The sequence below is a fragment of the Chryseobacterium sp. Mn2064 genome (assembly GCF_049319685.1).
In the GTDB taxonomy this organism is placed as follows: domain Bacteria; phylum Bacteroidota; class Bacteroidia; order Flavobacteriales; family Weeksellaceae; genus Chryseobacterium.
In genome coordinates, this window is sequence record NZ_JBMOUE010000003.1 from 111121 (window position 1) to 127956 (window position 16836).

The following is a 16836-nucleotide window of genomic DNA, read 5'->3' on the forward strand; positions in this document are numbered from 1 at the left end:
ATAATAAACTATTAAATAATAAAAAAAGCCTTAATCGTAGATAAGGCTTTTTTTTATTGTTCTAGAATTCAGCGCTTTTCGGCGTTCTTGGGAAAGGAATCACGTCTCTGATATTGGTCATTCCTGTTACAAAAAGAACCAGTCTTTCCAGTCCTAAACCAAAGCCTGCATGCGGTACAGAACCGAATTTTCTGGTATCAAGATACCACCAAAGTTCGTGCTCATCTACGTGCATATCTGCCATTTTCTGTTTTAGTACATCTAATCTTGCTTCTCTTTCTGATCCTCCGATGATCTCTCCGATACCTGGGAAAAGAACGTCCATTGCTGCAACAGTCTTATTGTCATCGTTCAGTTTCATATAGAAAGCTTTGATTTCTTTTGGATAATCAAACAATACCACCGGGCATTCGAAATGTTTTTCAACTAAAAATCTTTCATGCTCAGACTGAAGGTCTGTTCCCCAACTTTCAACAGGGTAAGCAAATTTTCCTTTTTTGTTCTCCTTGGAGTTCATTAGGATCTCAATAGCCTCTGTATAGCTTACACGCTTAAAACGTTTGGCAATTACATTTTCAAGTTTCTCAATAAGACCTTCTTTTGCTCTTTCTTTCTCAGGTTTTGTTTTTTGCTCTTCTTCGAAACGTTTATCTAAGAATTCAAGATCATCCTTACAGTTATCCAATACATACTGGATCACATATTTAAGGAAATCTTCAGCAAGGTCGATATTATCTTCTAAGTTGTTGAATGCTACTTCCGGTTCAATCATCCAGAACTCTGCAAGGTGTCTTGTCGTGTTTGAGTTTTCAGCACGGAAAGTAGGTCCAAAGGTATAAATTCTTCCCAATCCCATCGCTGCAGTTTCTCCTTCAAGCTGACCTGAAACGGTAAGGTTAGTTTTCTTTCCGAAGAAATCCTGTGCAAAATCAATCTCTCCTTCTTCAGTTCTTGGCATATTGTTCAGATCGAAGTTGGTTACTCCAAACATTTCTCCTGCTCCTTCTGCATCTGCTCCTGTAATTACCGGAGTGTTGATGTAGAAAAACTGATTCTGGTTGAAGAATGAGTGAACGGCAAAGCTTACTGCGTGACGTACTCTGAAAACCGCTCCAAACAAATTGGTTCTGAATCTTAAGTGTGCCTGCTCACGAAGTTTTTCCAAACTGTGCTTTTTAGGCTGAAGAATGGTACTTTGAAGTTCTTCTGTAAAGTTATCTCCTAAAATGATGATCTTTTTAGCAATAATTTCAACAGATTGTCCTGCTCCCTGGCTTTCTACCACTTCTCCTACTACTTTAAGGGAAGAAGCTGTACTGATATTTTTGATGATTGCCTCGTCAAAATTTTCGAAATCAACAACTATCTGCAAATTATTAATCGTAGATCCATCATTAAGTGCAATAAAGCGATTAGCACGGAATGATTTTACCCATCCGTAAACTGTAATGTCATGATGTAATACTTTCTTGTAATCCTTTAGGATTTCTTTGATCGTTTGCTTTTTCATTTGTTGATGATAAATTTTTTATATAAAAATTAATGTTGGCAAAGTTACAAAAAAACAGCGCAACTTCATGGTTACGCTGTCTTTAAAAATCATTTATCAAGTATTTAAACTTACAGCTAAAAAAAACTGTCTATTTTTCTGCTCTTCCGTCTTCATTTTTAAAGTTGAATTTCAAATCAATGGTCCTTAAAAAACGTTGATCTGAATTGAAAACATTCATTTCATCACTTTAAGAAAAGGATAAAATTCATTACTTTGAGTTTTCATGGAAATGGTTTTTAGTATAAAAAAATGGTTATTAGTTTTAAATGATAACTGGATATTTACAGTCTGTTTTTCTTTACTCGATTTATACTTTACTAAATGATTATCGTTTTTACGTTTCTAACTTTTTTACTATTTACTTCATGATTTTGTCTTCATAATTTTCTTAGTTATTCTTATCAATATCTCTTCCGGCCGAAAGTTCTACTGATTATTTTTGGATGTAAAGATCTTGCAGTGCGCACCTACAAGATATCAATAATTGTGTTTTTACCTCTGAAGCAAAGATGCGGTAAAAGGAAATGATGAAACAAGCAAATGGTCTATAAATTCATAAATCTATAGGCATAAAATCATGAATTTACATATATTAAATAACTGATAATAAAATAATTAAAATCAAACCACTTCCATATTCTCAATTTCTTTCAAATAAACAGAAAGAGGTGTTCCTGTTCTTTTTTTGAAGGCTAAAGTGAAGGCCTGTTCATTATTGTATCCTAATTCTTCTGCAATAAAAGGCAGCTTATATGATCTGAATTTTCGGTCATTGGCCAATCTGTTGATGGCATAGTCTATACGGAGATCATTGAGATAGGTTGCAAAATTTTTCCCTTTATAGGTATTGATAATTTCGGATAAATATCTGGAATTGGTTTTTACTTTTTTAGCAAGACTTCCTAAGGTGATTCCCTTATTTAAAAATTGATCTTTGCTTTCGAAGATTTCCAACTCTTTTAAAATCGTCTGAACGATATCTTCGGAAATTACTTTTGTTGCTTTGTCTTCTGAAGTGGTAATATTCTGAACAGAGATTTCATTTTTTAGTTCCATTCTTTCACTCACTCTGTTTTCATTAACAGACTGAATAAGATCCTGGGCAATTTTTTTGTATTTCTTTTCAGATTTCTTATACTTAAAATAAACGTTGATGAATAATAAGTGGGATATCAAAAGTAGACTGAGAACAACATAAAAGAGATTCTTTCTTTTTTGAAGTTCATTGGTAATTGATTCTTTTTCTTGCTGTAGCTCCGAAGCATCGTACCTTCTGGGAAGTTCTCTGGATATATATCTGAACTGTGTATCCAGGACTTTATCTACTGCCAGAAATCGATCTACATAATACAGCTGTTTTTCTATATCATTATTTTCTTTGTAATACTTAATAAGGTAGGTATATACTTCTCTGAGCTCCGGATACATATAATATCTTTTGAGAATCATAGAGTCGATCTTTCTGAAACAATCGGTTGCCTTTTCTTTTTCTTTTAATCCATCATAGGCTTTTCCCATGTTGAATAGCGTGTAATGTTCGCTTCTCCTGCTTTGCTCTTTAGCAGTAAAGAAATGTTTTTTACATTCCTGTAGGTTTTCAATGGCCTTCTGATAGTTTTTCGATTGCAAATTATAATTTCCCAGCAGTCCAAGACTTTCGTAGTAACGGTAAGTATCGTTTTCTTTTTTCGACTCCTGCAGAGCTTCCTTTATCAGAATATAGGCAGAATCCATTTTATTGATTTCGATGTAAGCATCTGCCAAGCTCAGTTTGAGAGTATTTTTCTCATCTTTATTCATATAATCGGCTTCATATGCATAATGTCTCAGCGTTTTGGCTGCTTCTGCATGTTTTCCTATATAATTATTCAGGTAAGCGAGACTGATGTGTGCCAAGGCAATCTGTCGTTTGTTCTTTTTTTCTTTTGCATATTTCAGTCCTAAGATATAATTATTAAGAGCCAATTGAAGATTCTCTGTCCTGAAATAAAGGTTTCCTTTTAGAAGATAAGTTCTGGCAGGATACCTATTTTCTTTAGAATTTTTAGTGAGCTGCTGTAAGCTGTCGAGGTATTTTAAGGCATTGGGTAAAGTTTCATCAAAGTGCAGCATTACATATCCTTCTGCAATATTTTGATTACTTTTCTCAGATTTAGCTTTCTTAAGATAATACTTTGCTAATTTTTGCCTGCTAGCGGCATCTTCAAGCTTTCCGCTATAGAATTCTTTTTCAAGTTCCTGATAAGAGCGTTTTTCCGAGATACCCTTTTCTATGATATTGGTTTGTGCATGAAACAGGTTACACACAATTAATAATAGGATCAGATATTTTTTTTTCATTACTTATTCAGGCTATCTTACAAAAATATTATTTTTATTCAGTACATCTGTTTTTCTTCTCTGCTTTTTCATGGATATAAGCGTATTTATTATTAAAAATTAGTTTTAATTTGGTTCCAAATTTCCCTTTTTGGACAGAAAACAATCAACATTCTAAAAAAAAAGGAAATATAATCTCTTAAAAATCACTTACTCAATTTCCAGAGATACTGATAATGAGATCTTACAGCCTCAGCAATACTCTTTTCATGATAGGGAAACTTGTTTCTGACAGCCGCTTTTTTAATCGCAGGAGTGATAATGGTATACAAAGTATGAGGCAATCCCGGAAAAAGATGATGAGCCGCATGGGAATTGAACCCTCCGAAGATCCAGTTTGCCAATCTGCTGGTTGGATGGTAGTCCAGAGATACCGCAAGCTGATGCTCATAATAGTCGTAAGGTAAATAGCCATTTTCATCTGCTGTTGGAAAATCGGTCTCAAGGCTTAGGTGTGAAATGATCAAAGTCAATACAAAAAATAAAGAAATCGTAAGATGCATGATCAGAAAAGATATCATAATAGTAGTTCCCGGAATATCTGCAAACATACAAGGAAGCACCAACATATAGGCAAAATAAGAAAGCTTCAAAACAACCACTTCCACTACAGATCTCCATGAATGGTTCTGATTTCTCAGATTGGCCAATTCTTTCTTCCTCACATAGATGAAATCTTTAATAAAAATCCAATGCAGCGTGTAGAAACAATACAACAAGGTAGCATATAAGTGCTGATATTGATGTATGTTTCTTCTAGGATGATGAGCAGACAGCCGGATAAAAATATTATCATCGATATCAGCATCACATCCATCTACGTTGGGAAAAACATGATGAGAGGCAATATGTCTTTTTCTCCACAATCTTGCATTCACTCCCTGTAAGTTAAATGTTATATAGTAGATGAGTTGGTTCATTTTTTTATATTTTGAGAATGTATTATGAACGCAATCGTGAGAGCAGTTAAAAGCCAGCAGTATTCCCGTAAGTCCTAATAAAGTATAATTGAGAATGACAGCCCAGGTCTTATCTTTCATATAAGGATTAAAAAGATTACCATACAAAAGCAGAAAAATAACAGCATATGATATAAATTTTATAATAAGCAGTCTGTTAGCTTTTCTCACTATCTTTTCGGTAAGCAACCCTTTCACTTCTTCACGCAGTTCTGCATAAAAAGGTGAGGTTGCTTTTTTAAATTTGATTTTCGGTTTCATGTTTTTTTATTTAATTCTTCTGTACTTTTCTACCGTATTCGCGGTATGCCCCGACCATAGGAACAGGAAAATTCCACCACTGCTGTGATAATAACTTTGGATTAAAAGATTTCCGCCTTTCGTCAACCCGATGCGGGATTGAGACTTCTCGCAACTTCCATATAAATAAGGAATTCCACTGCAACCCGATTTATAATTATCTACCATGAAAAAACCATTTTTAAGACGAACCTGGTGCTTTGCAGAAAATGCAATAGTATCTCCTTTCAAAAATGTAAACTGCAGTTCATAAGCATTTTTGCTATCCAAAGGAATTGACTTTACAGTGAACTTATCATATCCATTACTGCTAAAATTCCGTAAGGTAAAAGAAGTAGTCTTCTCTCCTATTCCGTCATATCCTTTACATTCATAATTTCCATCAATTCTGACAACATTTTCCTTTCCAATCACCGATACATCATGTTTTATCATCCCACCACTAAAGCTGATGCATGAATTGAGCATCAAAACCAGTGTAAAAAGTATCCCAATAAGCTTTTTCATTATATTTTATTTGTTTTTTGTTTCTTGAAATTCCAATTGATCAATGGCAGTTTCCGTTTACCATTCTCATTCCACATACCAATCTGTATTCCCCGGAAATCACCACATTTATTGTACAGCCCAATCTGAATTCCTCTGCACTTCTGCCCTACATTTGCAAAAGGAGCTACAGAAAATCCGTTCATCTCATGATGCAGATTGAAAAAAGGAGAAACAGACATTCCATTGGTTACAGCATACGTGCTGATATTACTTGAAAGACTTACCTCCAAGCCATTCGTTATAGTAGGCTCCATATTGATTAATGATAATTGCAGTCCATTGATTTTATTCATCCTTTGCTTGGGAGCAACAGCATAATTATTACCGAAATCCCAACTTTGTAAGGAAGGCAAACTGAAAAGCATCAGAGGCGGAAGAAAAATCCCCGTCACATTACATCCTATTCCCAAACCATTCACTTTCTTAGGCGTAAAATCTTCTTCCTGATCATAATATTTAAACAGAATACCATTTACGTTTCTGATATTCTTAGAAGGAGAAGCAGCAATCAGCCTAGGTTTTAAAGAATCTACTTTCAAGCTGTCGGATGCATATCCCCAGCTATTCCATAAAAGAACAATTACTAAAAAAATACGTGTTTCCATAGCTCAATGTTTTAAAATTACATTTCAAAATTATCAGCAGAAACCACACTTATGAATGTGAAAAAAAATTAAAAAAAATGCTACATTTGTGAAAATCGCAAAACTATGCACCAGGAAGCTTTATTAAAGGAAATCCGAAGAAAAATTGGTGAAAGGTCTTTAAATGATGAGATTGCCAATATTCTTGATATCAGCTATGATGCCGCCCATCGGAGGACTTCTCTGAAAGCAAAATTCAGTTTTGAAGAAGCGCTGGAACTGGCAAAGTATTATCAGATTTCCCTGGATCAGTTTCTGGGAACAGAAAATCAATTGGTTGTCAAAAGAACACAACCCGTAAAAACGACCGAAGATCTTTTAAACTACTTTGAAAGCTCCTTGAAAATATTAAATGTTTTTCAGAATATCACGCATTCTAAAGTATTCTATTCGGCAAAAGACATCCCATTCTTCTACACTATCTCAGATTCTATGCTGTCGCGTTTCAAGTTTTACGTATGGATGAATCTCCTGAACCAGGATAAATTCTTAAGTCCTTTCCATGAATTCAATTTAGGATATCATTCCATAAAAAATGATATGCTGAAGGATCTGTACGATAAACAGAATGTTACAGAAATATGGAATGACACTACCATTATGAGTGCCTTAAGACAGATTTCTTTTTACCACGAAATGGGTCTTTTGAGAAATAATGACGTTGACCAGATTCTTGAAGATTTAAGAAAACTGCTTGAAGATCTGGAAAATAAAACACTGGAAAAATCCAATTTTCAGATTTATGTGAATGATCTGGTGATTCTCAACAACAGTATTTTGTTTAAAAACGAACTGCAGTGTTCCTTCTTTATTCCTTTCAGTATGTTTGGATATATGATGACCAACGATAAGCTTACCTGTGAAGATTCTTTAAGTTATTTTGAACATCAGATCAAAAACTCAAAATCATTGAACGAATCCGGAAACCGCGAGAGAAAGATTTTCTTTAATAAAATGTATCAACAGATCGACCGCCTAAAACAGGATTTATTATGAAAACGCTACATAACGGTGAATATTTCGGCCAGACCAGTGAAAAGCTTCATTTTGAAGGGTTAACGATCACCGATACGGAGTACACGCATCCTTATGTAGACTGGCATTATCATGAAAATGCCTACTTTACTTTTTTGCTTCAGGGGCATATGACGGAAGGCAATAGAAAAGAAACCTACGAATGTTCTCCCGGAACCTTGCTTTATCATCATTGGGAAGATCCTCATTATAATATTAAGCCTGATATTTTTACCAGAGGTTTTCATATTGAAATCTCACAGGAATGGTTCGATGCTTTTGATTTGCAGAAAAATACAATAGAAGGAAGTTTTACGATTAAAAATCCTTCATTAAAATTATTGTTTTACAAAATATTCAAAGAAACAAAAACCAACGATCTTTCTTTTGAAGCCGCAGTACAAGAACTTCTGCTGCAGTTCTTTTCTCAACTTACCTCTCAGAAAACGTCCTCTGAAAGAAAACCTTTATGGGTTCATCAGGTTGATGAGATTCTTCATGAAAGTTTCACCGAAAAAGTAAGTCTTGTTGACATCTCGAAAGCGGTAAACATTCATCCTGTACATTTAAGCCGGGATTTTCAGAAATATTTTCACTGCAACCTGGGAGAATATATCAGAAAACTGAAAATCAGCAGATCTTTGGAAATCATCAACAAAAATAAAACGTCTTTGGTAGATGTTGCGTTAGAATGTGGTTTTGCCGATCAAAGTCATTTCATCAAATGTTTTAAAGAAAATACAGGAATTACCCCTCTGAAATACAGAAATCTTCTGAAAAACTATTAAAGCCAACTTTCCAAAAACAAATTCACGATTTGGATACGGGATTCCCCGATTCGGCTACTTTTTCCTTTCCATAACTTTCCATCTTTGTACCATCATTTAAACGATAAAATATTTAAAAATGGAAACAAAGAAAGTATGGTTCGTGACAGGAGCTTCAAGAGGATTAGGATTCGAACTGGTAAAAAAATTATTATCTGAAGGATTCCGGGTTGCTGCTACCAGCCGTACCGTTGAATCCCTGATCTCAACTTTGGGAGACACTTCTGAAGACTTCCTTCCCCTTGGAGTTAACATTACAGACAACGATGAGATAAAATCTGCTATTGCTCAAGCGGTTGAGCATTTCGGACAGATCGATGTGGTAGTCAACAATGCAGGATACGGACAAATTGGAACTCTTGAAGAACTTACCGATCAGGAAGCAAGAGAAAATTATGCCGTGAATGTATTTGGAACATTAAATGTGATCAGAAATGTACTGCCTTATCTTCGTGAGCAAAAATCAGGAAACATTTTCAACATTTCTTCTGTTGGCGGATATTCTGCTAATTTTCCGGGATGGGGAATTTACTGCTCAACAAAATTTGCAGTAGCAGGGTTTACGGAAGCATTGGCAGAAGAGGTTAAAGGTTTTGGAATTCATGCTACCGTTGTTTATCCAGGATACTTCCGTACAGATTTTTTAACTAAAGATTCTGTAAAAACACCTGAGAATCCTATTCAGGCCTATGAAGCTGCTAGACATTCTGAACAAGCACATCTTAATGAAATCAATGGAAATCAGCCTAATGATCCTGAAAAAGCAGCAGATGTTCTGATCCAGATCAGTAAAGAAAAAAATCCACCTGTACATTTGTTATTAGGTGTGGGAACAATGGAATACCTGAATAATAAAATTGATGCTTTAAAGAAAGATGCAGCAGAATGGGAAAATCTAACGGTTTCTACTGCAATTTAATCTTACCATAATTTTTTCGGCTCCGTTTGAAATGACTCTCCTACTCGTTTATACTACAATTTGTACTTATAAATTATATACAACCCTTAGAACAGTCATTTTTAACGGAGTTGAAGATTTTACACCACCTAACTTTATCATTTTATAAAAACCACTAACTTCGTGATTATGAAACAGCCCGTTCATTTTAACTCCCTTTCCGATTTTCATGCTTTTTGTGGTCTTCCCAATCCTGAGCATCCATTGATCAGTTTGATAGATTACAGCAAAGTACACTATATCGTGGAAAATAAAGAATTGAGGTGGATTCAAAATTTTTACTCAATTGGACTGAAAAAGAATGTTACTCCCAAGTTTAATTACGGACAACAGCAGTATGATTTTGACTCAGGAGTATTATGTTTCGTTTCTCCTCAACAGTATTTAAGCCTCGAAATGAATCCTGATGTTGAAGTAACACCTACAGGATATCTGTTACTTATACATCCTGATTTTTTATGGAATACATCATTAACCAAAAAAATAAAATCTTACGATTTCTTCAGCTATCGGGTGAAAGAAGCTCTTTTCCTTTCCAATAAAGAAGAGAGAGTTCTTATTGATATTTTTAAAAACATTGAACGTGAATATCAAACCAATACGGACAAATTCACACAAGAACTCATCATCGCCCAAATTGAGTTACTGTTAATTTATTCAGACCGTTTTTACGAGCGACAGTTTTTTACCCGAAAAAAATCGAGTCATGAATTGCTCCATAAATTTGAAGATATTCTTGATGAATATTTTAACAGTGGAAATCTTCTCGAAAACGGAATTCCATCGGTAAAAGCTATTGCCGATCAAATGAACATTTCACCCAATTATCTGGGCACATTGCTTCGCCTTCATACTCAACAGAATACACAGCAACACATTCAGAATAAATTAATTGACTCTGCGAAAGAGCAATTAAGTACGACAAATCTGTCGGTAAGTGAAATTGCCTATGAACTGGGTTTTGAGCATCCACAATCTTTCAGTAAACTTTTTAAGCAGAAAACCAATCAGTCGCCGGGAGCATTCAGGAAGCTGTTCAACTAAGAAATGTAAATGATAAACAACAAATGTTAATTTCGTTCTATTTTTTAAATGAAAAGCGTAGTATTTTTGTTTAAATTCCATTGAAATGAAATCAACACTTATATCTTTCTTTATTTTCAGCTCTCTTTTTCTTTCAGCTCAGAGCAAGGATTTGGTAACTCCAGAGAAAATCGAAAGTTCCATTCAAAAGAAAAATCTGAATACGATCGTTTTCCTCAATCAACAGATTCCGTTGGAAAATTTAAAAGATGTTGATATTCTTAAAAAGATGACATTTCTTGAAGATCAGGATTTTGATATCCGTGTTTTTATGGATAATTCTCTACTCAATTATCTGCATAAACTCGATCCTTCTTTCACAGAAGCAGAACTTCTTCAACGTGGTAATTATCAGTTCTCCTTTTATGTGGATGGAAAACTGATCTACGCAGAAAATCTGAATACAGGAGCAGGAACAGCAGACAGCAAAAAATTCAAAACAACTTTCAGAATTCCCCTGATTAGCACTCGAAATGAAGATTCTTGGGGAAGATATTTATGGATGAGATTTTATCAGTCTCATGACGGAATTGATGCTCTTACGAGTGGTAATCATCTGCTAAAAATTGAAATTCGTCCCTATCTTAGAACTTCAGAAGTAAAAACCGGAAATCTCATCGCTTCTGGAGAAATAAATCTTTTGGTCCCTCAAAAAAACATCAGCCAGGCCCAAATTGCAGTTCAACCTATTCAAAGAAATAGCGGATGGAAAGTTTCCAAGGATAAATTCAATACCGAAAAAATAAAACTTTTAAATAAAAAGATTGCAGAAGAAAGATTCAAAGACCTTACAAGTATCATCGTTGTAAAAAATCAAAAACTTATTCTGGAGGAATATTTTAACCAATCGGGAAGAGATTCTTTACAGGATACCCGATCTGTAGGAAAGTCTTTTGCTTCTGCACTCACGGGAATTGCTATTCAGGAAGGTTATCTTAAAAGCGAAGATCAAAACCTGAAAGCATTTTATAATCTAAAATCTTATCAGCATTACAGTTCCAAAAAAGACAGCGTCACCTTAAAAAGTCTATTGACCATGAGTTCTGGTTTTGAGGGTAACGACCAAGATTCCGACTCTCCGGGAAATGAGGAAAATATGTACCCAACCGACAATTGGGTGAAGTTTACCTTAAATCTTCCTATGACGGAGAATAAAATAGGAAAAACCTGGAATTATTTTACGGCAGGCGTTGTGTTAACAGGAGATATTCTGGATCAATCTGTTCCTAAAGGATTAAAGGATTATGCCGATCGCAAATTGTTTCAACTACTTGGAATCTCAACTTATAAATGGCAGTTTACTCCTCAACAGAAACCTTCTCTGGCTGGTGGATTAAGAATGAAAGCGCTGGATTTTGCCAAATTTGGTCAGCTTTACAAAAACAACGGCGTTTGGAACGGAAAATCGATTATCAATACAGCCTGGATTGATAAATCTTTTAGCAATTATTTTACAGAGAATACAGATTTTGAAGGTTACGGATATCTGTTCTGGAGAAAAGTCTATCAGGTGGGGAATCAGCAGTATGAAACCTACCAGTGCAGTGGAAACGGCGGCAACAAAATTATTGTTTTTAAAGATATACCGGTCGTTATTGTGATTACTGCAAAAGCCTATAATAAGCCTTATGCACATCCACAGGCTGATAAAATAGTACAGGATTATCTATTGCCCGCTATTTTGATGAGCAATCAGAAGTAATAAAGATATTGGAAAATTGATGAAAGACGAAAAAGTGAATTATTCGTCTTTTTTAGATGGAACCAGGAATACGTCCATCAAACCTTCCGGCAGATGCATTTTGATGAATCTTTCTTCTCTGTTCACTTCCAGAATCCAGTCTTTGATTAAAGGAATAACGATTTCTCTTCCTTCAAATCCTAAGATAAAATAATTCTGCGCAGTCTGATCATTTACAGATCGGATCACCCCACAGTCATTATAATGTTCATCAAGGATATTGTATCCGATGATTTCGTGGTAATAGAACTGTTTTCCTGAAAGTTTAGGCAATGTAGCAAGCGGAAGGTAAACACTTTTACCTAAAGCCTGGTCTACCATAGCCTCAGAGGAGTTTTTAAATGCAAGGTTGAGAGCATCTAATTTGCTCCATGATGATTTTTCAATAAAAAATGGAACCAATAATCCGTTGATTTCAACGAATATTGATTCCAGTTTATTGTAAAGCTCGGGTTGGTCGGTATCCAATTTAAGGATAACGTTCCCCGCAAGTCCGTGTCTGCGTGTGATTTTCCCTAAAAAATAGCAATCTTCTTTACGCATAACAGAGTTTGTTCTTAAGCTTCAGTGTTTTCTTCAGTTTCAGCAGCAGGAGCTTCTCCTTCTGTAGCTTCAGCAACAACTTCTTCAGCAGGTGCGTTTGCAGCTTCTTCAGCAGCTTTAGCATCAGCTTCAGCTTGTGCAGCAGCAGCAACTCTAGCTTCGTTTACTTTTACTTCAGCTTCTAAAGCAGCTTTCTTAGCATCAGCTTTAGCAGTAGCTAAACCTTCTACTTTACCTTGTACTTTAGAATCTTTAGCCTCTACCCAAGCGTTGAATCTCTTCTCAGCTTCAGCTTCGTCAAAAGCACCTTTAGCTACACCACCTTGTAAGTGTTTTTTGTAAAGAGCACCTTTGTAAGAAAGGATAGCTCTAGCAGTATCAGTAGGCTGAGCACCGTTGTTTAACCACTGTACAGCAGAATCAACGTTCAATTCGATAGTTGCTGGGTTAGTAATTGGGTTGTAAGTTCCTAGTTTTTCGATGAATCTACCATCTCTTCTAGCTCTAGAATCTGCAACCACGATGTGGAAAAAAGGTTTTCCTTTTTTACCGTGTCTTTGTAATCTGATTTTTACTGACATAATGTTTGAATTTTACGGGAACTCGTCCCAGTTAAATATTTAAGAGTGCAAAGATAAAATAAATTTTTCAATTAGATAATTTGAAAATGATATATTTTTCATTTTTTTATTTTATCAACACAAAAGGCAAGATTGTTGAGAGGATTACGGAAATAAAAACAGCTATAAAAACAATCAGATTATCCCGCGTTTTTCCTGTTATAAATCTGATGATGTAATAGTTAAATATATATACAGGGATTAGTAACAGAAATGAAATTTCCTTGAGTACATCCACCAATCTAAAAAAAAACAAAAAGCCGGTAACTGAAGCAACTAAAATGCCCAAAAGGCTTCTATAAACTGTTTTCGTATCAATCTTAGTATTTTCTTTGTGTAAAGAAAAAGTATAAAATTTCGTTACAATGAAATGCTCCAATTCTTTTGCATCCACGAGGTCTGAGGAAATGGTTTCAAAAATCTCATCTAAATTCTTTCCTTCTTTCACCCTATTATAGATTTCAAACGAGATACGTCCTCTTTCTTTAACCAATGCTCTTTTATGTTCTGCTTTTTTTACAAATTCGTTATAATTAAATTTCTGTCTGATCATTTCCTCCATCTCTTCATTGATCTTTCCTGTATGATCCATGTAGTCAAGATAAGCGATCAGCATCTCTTCTTCGTTATAATCTCTGTAAATATTTTTCATGCTAAACCATTCCCATATAGAACAATCCTAAGCATTTCTGATTTTCTTCAATCGTAAGGGATTCTTTAAGATTATCCACAATTTTAGGAGAACTCCAGTAGCATCCGACATTATTTGCGGTACAGCTTAAATACATATTCTGAACGGCCATTGAAGTCGCAGCAATTTCTTCCCATTCAGGAACCATTCCACTGAAATTAACAACAATGGAAACTACTACATCTGCTTTATTGATCTTAAATCCGATATCGTTATATTTTTTTTCAAGAAAAAGCTGTTCAGGCTGGCTGGCTTTATATATGGCCTGCATTTCTAAGGCCAGTTTTGCTTTTTCTTCTCCTTTGAATATTTTGAAACGCCAAGGTTTTGTACGTTTATGGTTAGGAGCCAGCGTTGCAGAATGTAGAATTTCGTCTACAATTTCCTGAGAAATTGCCTGATCTGTATAATCTTTCGGGAAAATACTTCTTCTCTGCTCTATAATTTCTTTTAAAATGTTTGCTTTATTCATGTCTGCAAATTTACAACAAGAAATTCAATCTATTTCATTTAAAATGTTAAGTATTTACCCTCAGTTTACGATTTTTATACGCCTTATAATTGGTTAATACAAAGGTTAATAAAATAATGACCAGAAACATTTTGGAAAGCCATTTCTCATAAATATTTCCATTCACAGTATCCAACATATATAAAACAATACAACTAAAGGCATATACAACACCCGCAACAATCCAGATGTTGCCTGGATCAGGATATTCTTTCACGCTACTTGGCTTGTTGTAGTTTAAAATCGGACGGAGTTTATGCTGATCCCAAATAATCAGTATAAGTATTGCGATCATCATTAAAGAGGTAATTATCCAGGTTCCCTTGAATGAGAGGCTGATGGTAATGATCCATATATTGCTCAATATCGCAAGAAACATCAGGCTGCCTAATGTGGCAAAGCGCTGGGTCATCAGTAGAATTCCTGCTGTCAGTTGAGCAAGACCTAAAAAATTCCAATACAATCCGGATTGATATAGGGCTTCGAAAAAATAGCCTATAGGATGATCTGTTGAAATCCTGGTAAACCTCTCTCCCATAAGCTTTACCAGCCCCGATGGGAAAAATGCAAATCCAACCAGATAACGAAGATGAATAATCATCCACTGATTCCATCTGTTTGTTCTTAAATTATCGAATTTCATCAGTCGGTTCAAAGTTTATCTTTTAAGTTACTGATTATTAGTTATCCGATTTTCTTTTACGTTACAAGGATTTATATTTTTCTGTCTTATTTTCTCAATTTTTGTTCTATAACACTTCGATGACTTTCTGATGGATTTTGTTTAAAGTAAACTCATCACCGGCTTTCATTCCCATCATCTTTTTAGACATTGGACTTTCCGGAGAAATAGCATAAAAACGGTCTCCCTCAAAAAAGAATTCTCCCAATGAAACGGAAATATAAAAACGGGCCTTGTTGGTAATAACCAATGATCCCAGCTGTACTCTTTCTGTAGACTTATTGAGTACTTTGGCCATATTTCTTTTAAGGTCGTTCAAAGCACCAAGCTGCCTTTGCATCTGATAAATTTCCTCCTGCATTTCTTCCCTCATACTGTCATACTTTGGAGTTTTTTTGATGTCGCGGCTAGCTTCCATGGTAAATTCGATAAAATTTTTAAGCTTTTCAATTTTCTCTGCAATGGTTACTTTTACAAAATCTCTGATAGCACTTTTTTCAAATACAGTCTTCTCCATACAATCGATTCTTTATATAAAGATAATATTTTTAGAATAATAATTTATACTTTCATCGTTTATTACAGTAAACTAATGATCCAATACAACAACTGATGATTTTCAGAATTCATTGATTAACAACATACTGAAAAATTTTCATCATTTCAGGCATTATAAGCATCAATACTACAGTTGTAATCACAAATAGGAAAAATATTTCATTGCTTTTTAAAAATTATTTCTAGATTTGCCATTCTAAAAAACTAAAATCATGTTTAAATCACCATTTTCATTCGATGGGAGAATCAGAAGAACAGAGTATGGATTATCATATCTTATCTATATTGCGTTCTCTCTTCCTTTCAATTTTTATTTCCAAACCAGTGGCGAAGATGTATCAGGAATCGCTTTGATATTTTTCTTCATTTTAATCATTCCATTTCTTTGGTTTATTCTTGCTCAAGGCGCAAAGAGATGTCATGACAGAGGAAATTCCGGTTGGTTTCAAATAATTCCTTTTTATGGATTATGGATGTTATTTGCTGATAGCGATCACGGTCCCAACCAATACGGTCCTAATCCTAAAGGAGAAGGAAACTACAATTCGATTAACGAAATCGGTAAAAAAGAAGCCTAATAAAAAAGCCTTGTGAATTCACAAGGCTTTCGTTTTATTTTTCAGAGAGTTTCTTCAGATCTTCGAGCCCCTGGCCGAACATTTTATCCATATTGCTGTTCATCATAGGCTTCATAATTTTCATCATATTATTCAGTTCATTATCAATAGCCCAGGTTACTTTGGTTCCGTTACCTTCCGGGGTAAGAGTAAATACCACTTTTGCATTTCCTTCAAAAGGCTGAATAAAGCGAAGATTTGTCATCATTTTCTCATTAGGCATCATTCCTGTAATGGTTTGCTCTCCTTCATTATCATCTCCTTTCCAGTGATAGGAATCTCCTATTTTGTCTCCATCTCCGGAGTAAGTAATTGAAATATTTTTTATTTCTTTAGAAAAAGGATCCCACATATTATATCCTTTCAATGAACCTACGTATTGCCATACTTTTTCTTTTGGAGCGTTGATGACAACGGATTTTTCATAATGATACTCTTTGCTGAAGGCCAGAACGGCAACCAAAGCGTATACAACAATCAGCAGAACAATAATACCGATGATTTTTAATAATGTTTTCATAGTCTATATTTTAAAGGTTGTTTATCTCAATAATAATTACTGAATCTGTCCTCAAAATTAAATATTCCGACATTGCTCCCACTTTCCA

General features: G+C 34.8%; 18 protein-coding genes. 6 read left to right on the forward strand and 12 right to left on the reverse strand.

Translation table 11 applies throughout. From position 1 onward, the window contains the following. Positions 1–61: 61 nt before the first annotated feature. The 5 genes from asnS to ACL9RH_RS13025 all read right to left on the reverse strand — a co-directional run bounded on the left by asnS (position 62) and on the right by ACL9RH_RS13025 (position 6344). A complete protein-coding gene (gene asnS / locus ACL9RH_RS13005) occupies positions 62–1510 on the reverse strand; it encodes an asparagine--tRNA ligase (protein ID WP_422693800.1) in 1449 nt (482 codons plus the stop codon). Between the two features lie 663 nt (positions 1511–2173). Beyond that, positions 2174–3892 carry a helix-turn-helix domain-containing protein gene (locus ACL9RH_RS13010; RefSeq protein WP_422693801.1) on the reverse strand — a complete coding sequence of 573 codons (1719 nt, stop codon included), beginning with the start codon at positions 3890–3892 and terminating at the stop codon, positions 2174–2176. A gap of 185 nt (positions 3893–4077) precedes the next feature. Beyond that, the gene (locus tag ACL9RH_RS13015) at positions 4078–5151 is read right to left on the reverse strand and encodes a fatty acid desaturase family protein (protein ID WP_422693802.1); all 1074 of its coding nucleotides are present in this window, start codon (positions 5149–5151) and stop codon (positions 4078–4080) included. A gap of 6 nt (positions 5152–5157) precedes the next feature. Next, positions 5158–5697, reverse strand: coding sequence for a hypothetical protein (locus tag ACL9RH_RS13020; RefSeq protein WP_422693803.1), 540 nt, complete (start codon positions 5695–5697; stop codon positions 5158–5160). Then, positions 5697–6344, reverse strand: a complete 648-nt coding sequence (locus ACL9RH_RS13025; protein WP_422693804.1) for an LA_2272 family surface repeat-containing protein — start codon at positions 6342–6344, stop codon at positions 5697–5699. Before ACL9RH_RS13025 ends, ACL9RH_RS13020 begins: the two co-directional genes overlap by 1 nt. A 105-nt stretch (positions 6345–6449) precedes the next feature. Between ACL9RH_RS13025 and ACL9RH_RS13030 the strand changes: the two genes are divergently transcribed. From ACL9RH_RS13030 to ACL9RH_RS13050, 5 genes are all read left to right on the forward strand, one after another. After that, positions 6450–7379, forward strand: a complete 930-nt coding sequence (locus ACL9RH_RS13030) for a helix-turn-helix domain-containing protein (RefSeq protein ID WP_422693805.1) — start codon at positions 6450–6452, stop codon at positions 7377–7379. Further along, complete coding sequence (locus ACL9RH_RS13035) at positions 7376–8185, forward strand: helix-turn-helix domain-containing protein (protein ID WP_422693806.1); 810 nt, start codon at positions 7376–7378, stop codon at positions 8183–8185. Before ACL9RH_RS13030 ends, ACL9RH_RS13035 begins: the two co-directional genes overlap by 4 nt. A 118-nt stretch (positions 8186–8303) precedes the next feature. Then, positions 8304–9143 carry an SDR family NAD(P)-dependent oxidoreductase gene (locus ACL9RH_RS13040; RefSeq protein ID WP_422693807.1) on the forward strand — a complete coding sequence of 280 codons (840 nt, stop codon included), beginning with the start codon at positions 8304–8306 and terminating at the stop codon, positions 9141–9143. Positions 9144–9311: 168 nt separating this feature from the next. After that, positions 9312–10226 (forward strand): helix-turn-helix domain-containing protein, encoded by a 915-nt coding sequence (locus tag ACL9RH_RS13045; protein ID WP_422693808.1) that lies wholly within the window; start codon positions 9312–9314, stop codon positions 10224–10226. Positions 10227–10311: 85 nt separating this feature from the next. Next, positions 10312–11967, forward strand: a complete 1656-nt coding sequence (locus ACL9RH_RS13050) for a serine hydrolase domain-containing protein (RefSeq protein ID WP_422693809.1) — start codon at positions 10312–10314, stop codon at positions 11965–11967. 39 nt (positions 11968–12006) lie between these two features. Here the strand turns inward: ACL9RH_RS13050 and rimM are convergent, their stop codons facing one another. The 6 genes from rimM to ACL9RH_RS13080 all read right to left on the reverse strand — a co-directional run bounded on the left by rimM (position 12007) and on the right by ACL9RH_RS13080 (position 15570). Further along, positions 12007–12549 (reverse strand): ribosome maturation factor RimM, encoded by a 543-nt coding sequence (gene rimM, locus ACL9RH_RS13055; protein WP_422693810.1) that lies wholly within the window; start codon positions 12547–12549, stop codon positions 12007–12009. Between the two features lie 14 nt (positions 12550–12563). Next, complete coding sequence (locus tag ACL9RH_RS13060) at positions 12564–13130, reverse strand: 30S ribosomal protein S16 (protein ID WP_034698991.1); 567 nt, start codon at positions 13128–13130, stop codon at positions 12564–12566. Positions 13131–13236: 106 nt separating this feature from the next. Further along, positions 13237–13821 carry a hypothetical protein gene (locus ACL9RH_RS13065; protein WP_422693811.1) on the reverse strand — a complete coding sequence of 195 codons (585 nt, stop codon included), beginning with the start codon at positions 13819–13821 and terminating at the stop codon, positions 13237–13239. Position 13822: 1 nt separating this feature from the next. Then, entirely contained in the window at positions 13823–14332 is a 510-nt protein-coding gene (locus tag ACL9RH_RS13070) for a nitroreductase family protein (protein WP_422693812.1), read from the reverse strand. A 46-nt stretch (positions 14333–14378) separates the two neighbouring features. Next, positions 14379–15014 (reverse strand): DoxX family protein, encoded by a 636-nt coding sequence (locus tag ACL9RH_RS13075; protein WP_422693813.1) that lies wholly within the window; start codon positions 15012–15014, stop codon positions 14379–14381. A gap of 106 nt (positions 15015–15120) precedes the next feature. Further along, positions 15121–15570, reverse strand: a complete 450-nt coding sequence (locus ACL9RH_RS13080; protein WP_422693814.1) for a hypothetical protein — start codon at positions 15568–15570, stop codon at positions 15121–15123. A 253-nt stretch (positions 15571–15823) separates the two neighbouring features. Here ACL9RH_RS13080 and ACL9RH_RS13085 point away from each other — a divergent pair, with 253 nt between their 5' ends. Next, on the forward strand, positions 15824–16189 hold the full coding sequence (locus tag ACL9RH_RS13085) for a DUF805 domain-containing protein (protein WP_422693815.1): 366 nt from the start codon (positions 15824–15826) through the stop codon (positions 16187–16189). Between the two features lie 34 nt (positions 16190–16223). Here the strand turns inward: ACL9RH_RS13085 and ACL9RH_RS13090 are convergent, their stop codons facing one another. Beyond that, positions 16224–16748: an SRPBCC family protein gene (locus ACL9RH_RS13090; RefSeq protein ID WP_422693816.1), complete on the reverse strand. Its 525-nt coding sequence runs from the start codon at positions 16746–16748 to the stop codon at positions 16224–16226. Positions 16749–16836: the final 88 nt, after the last annotated feature.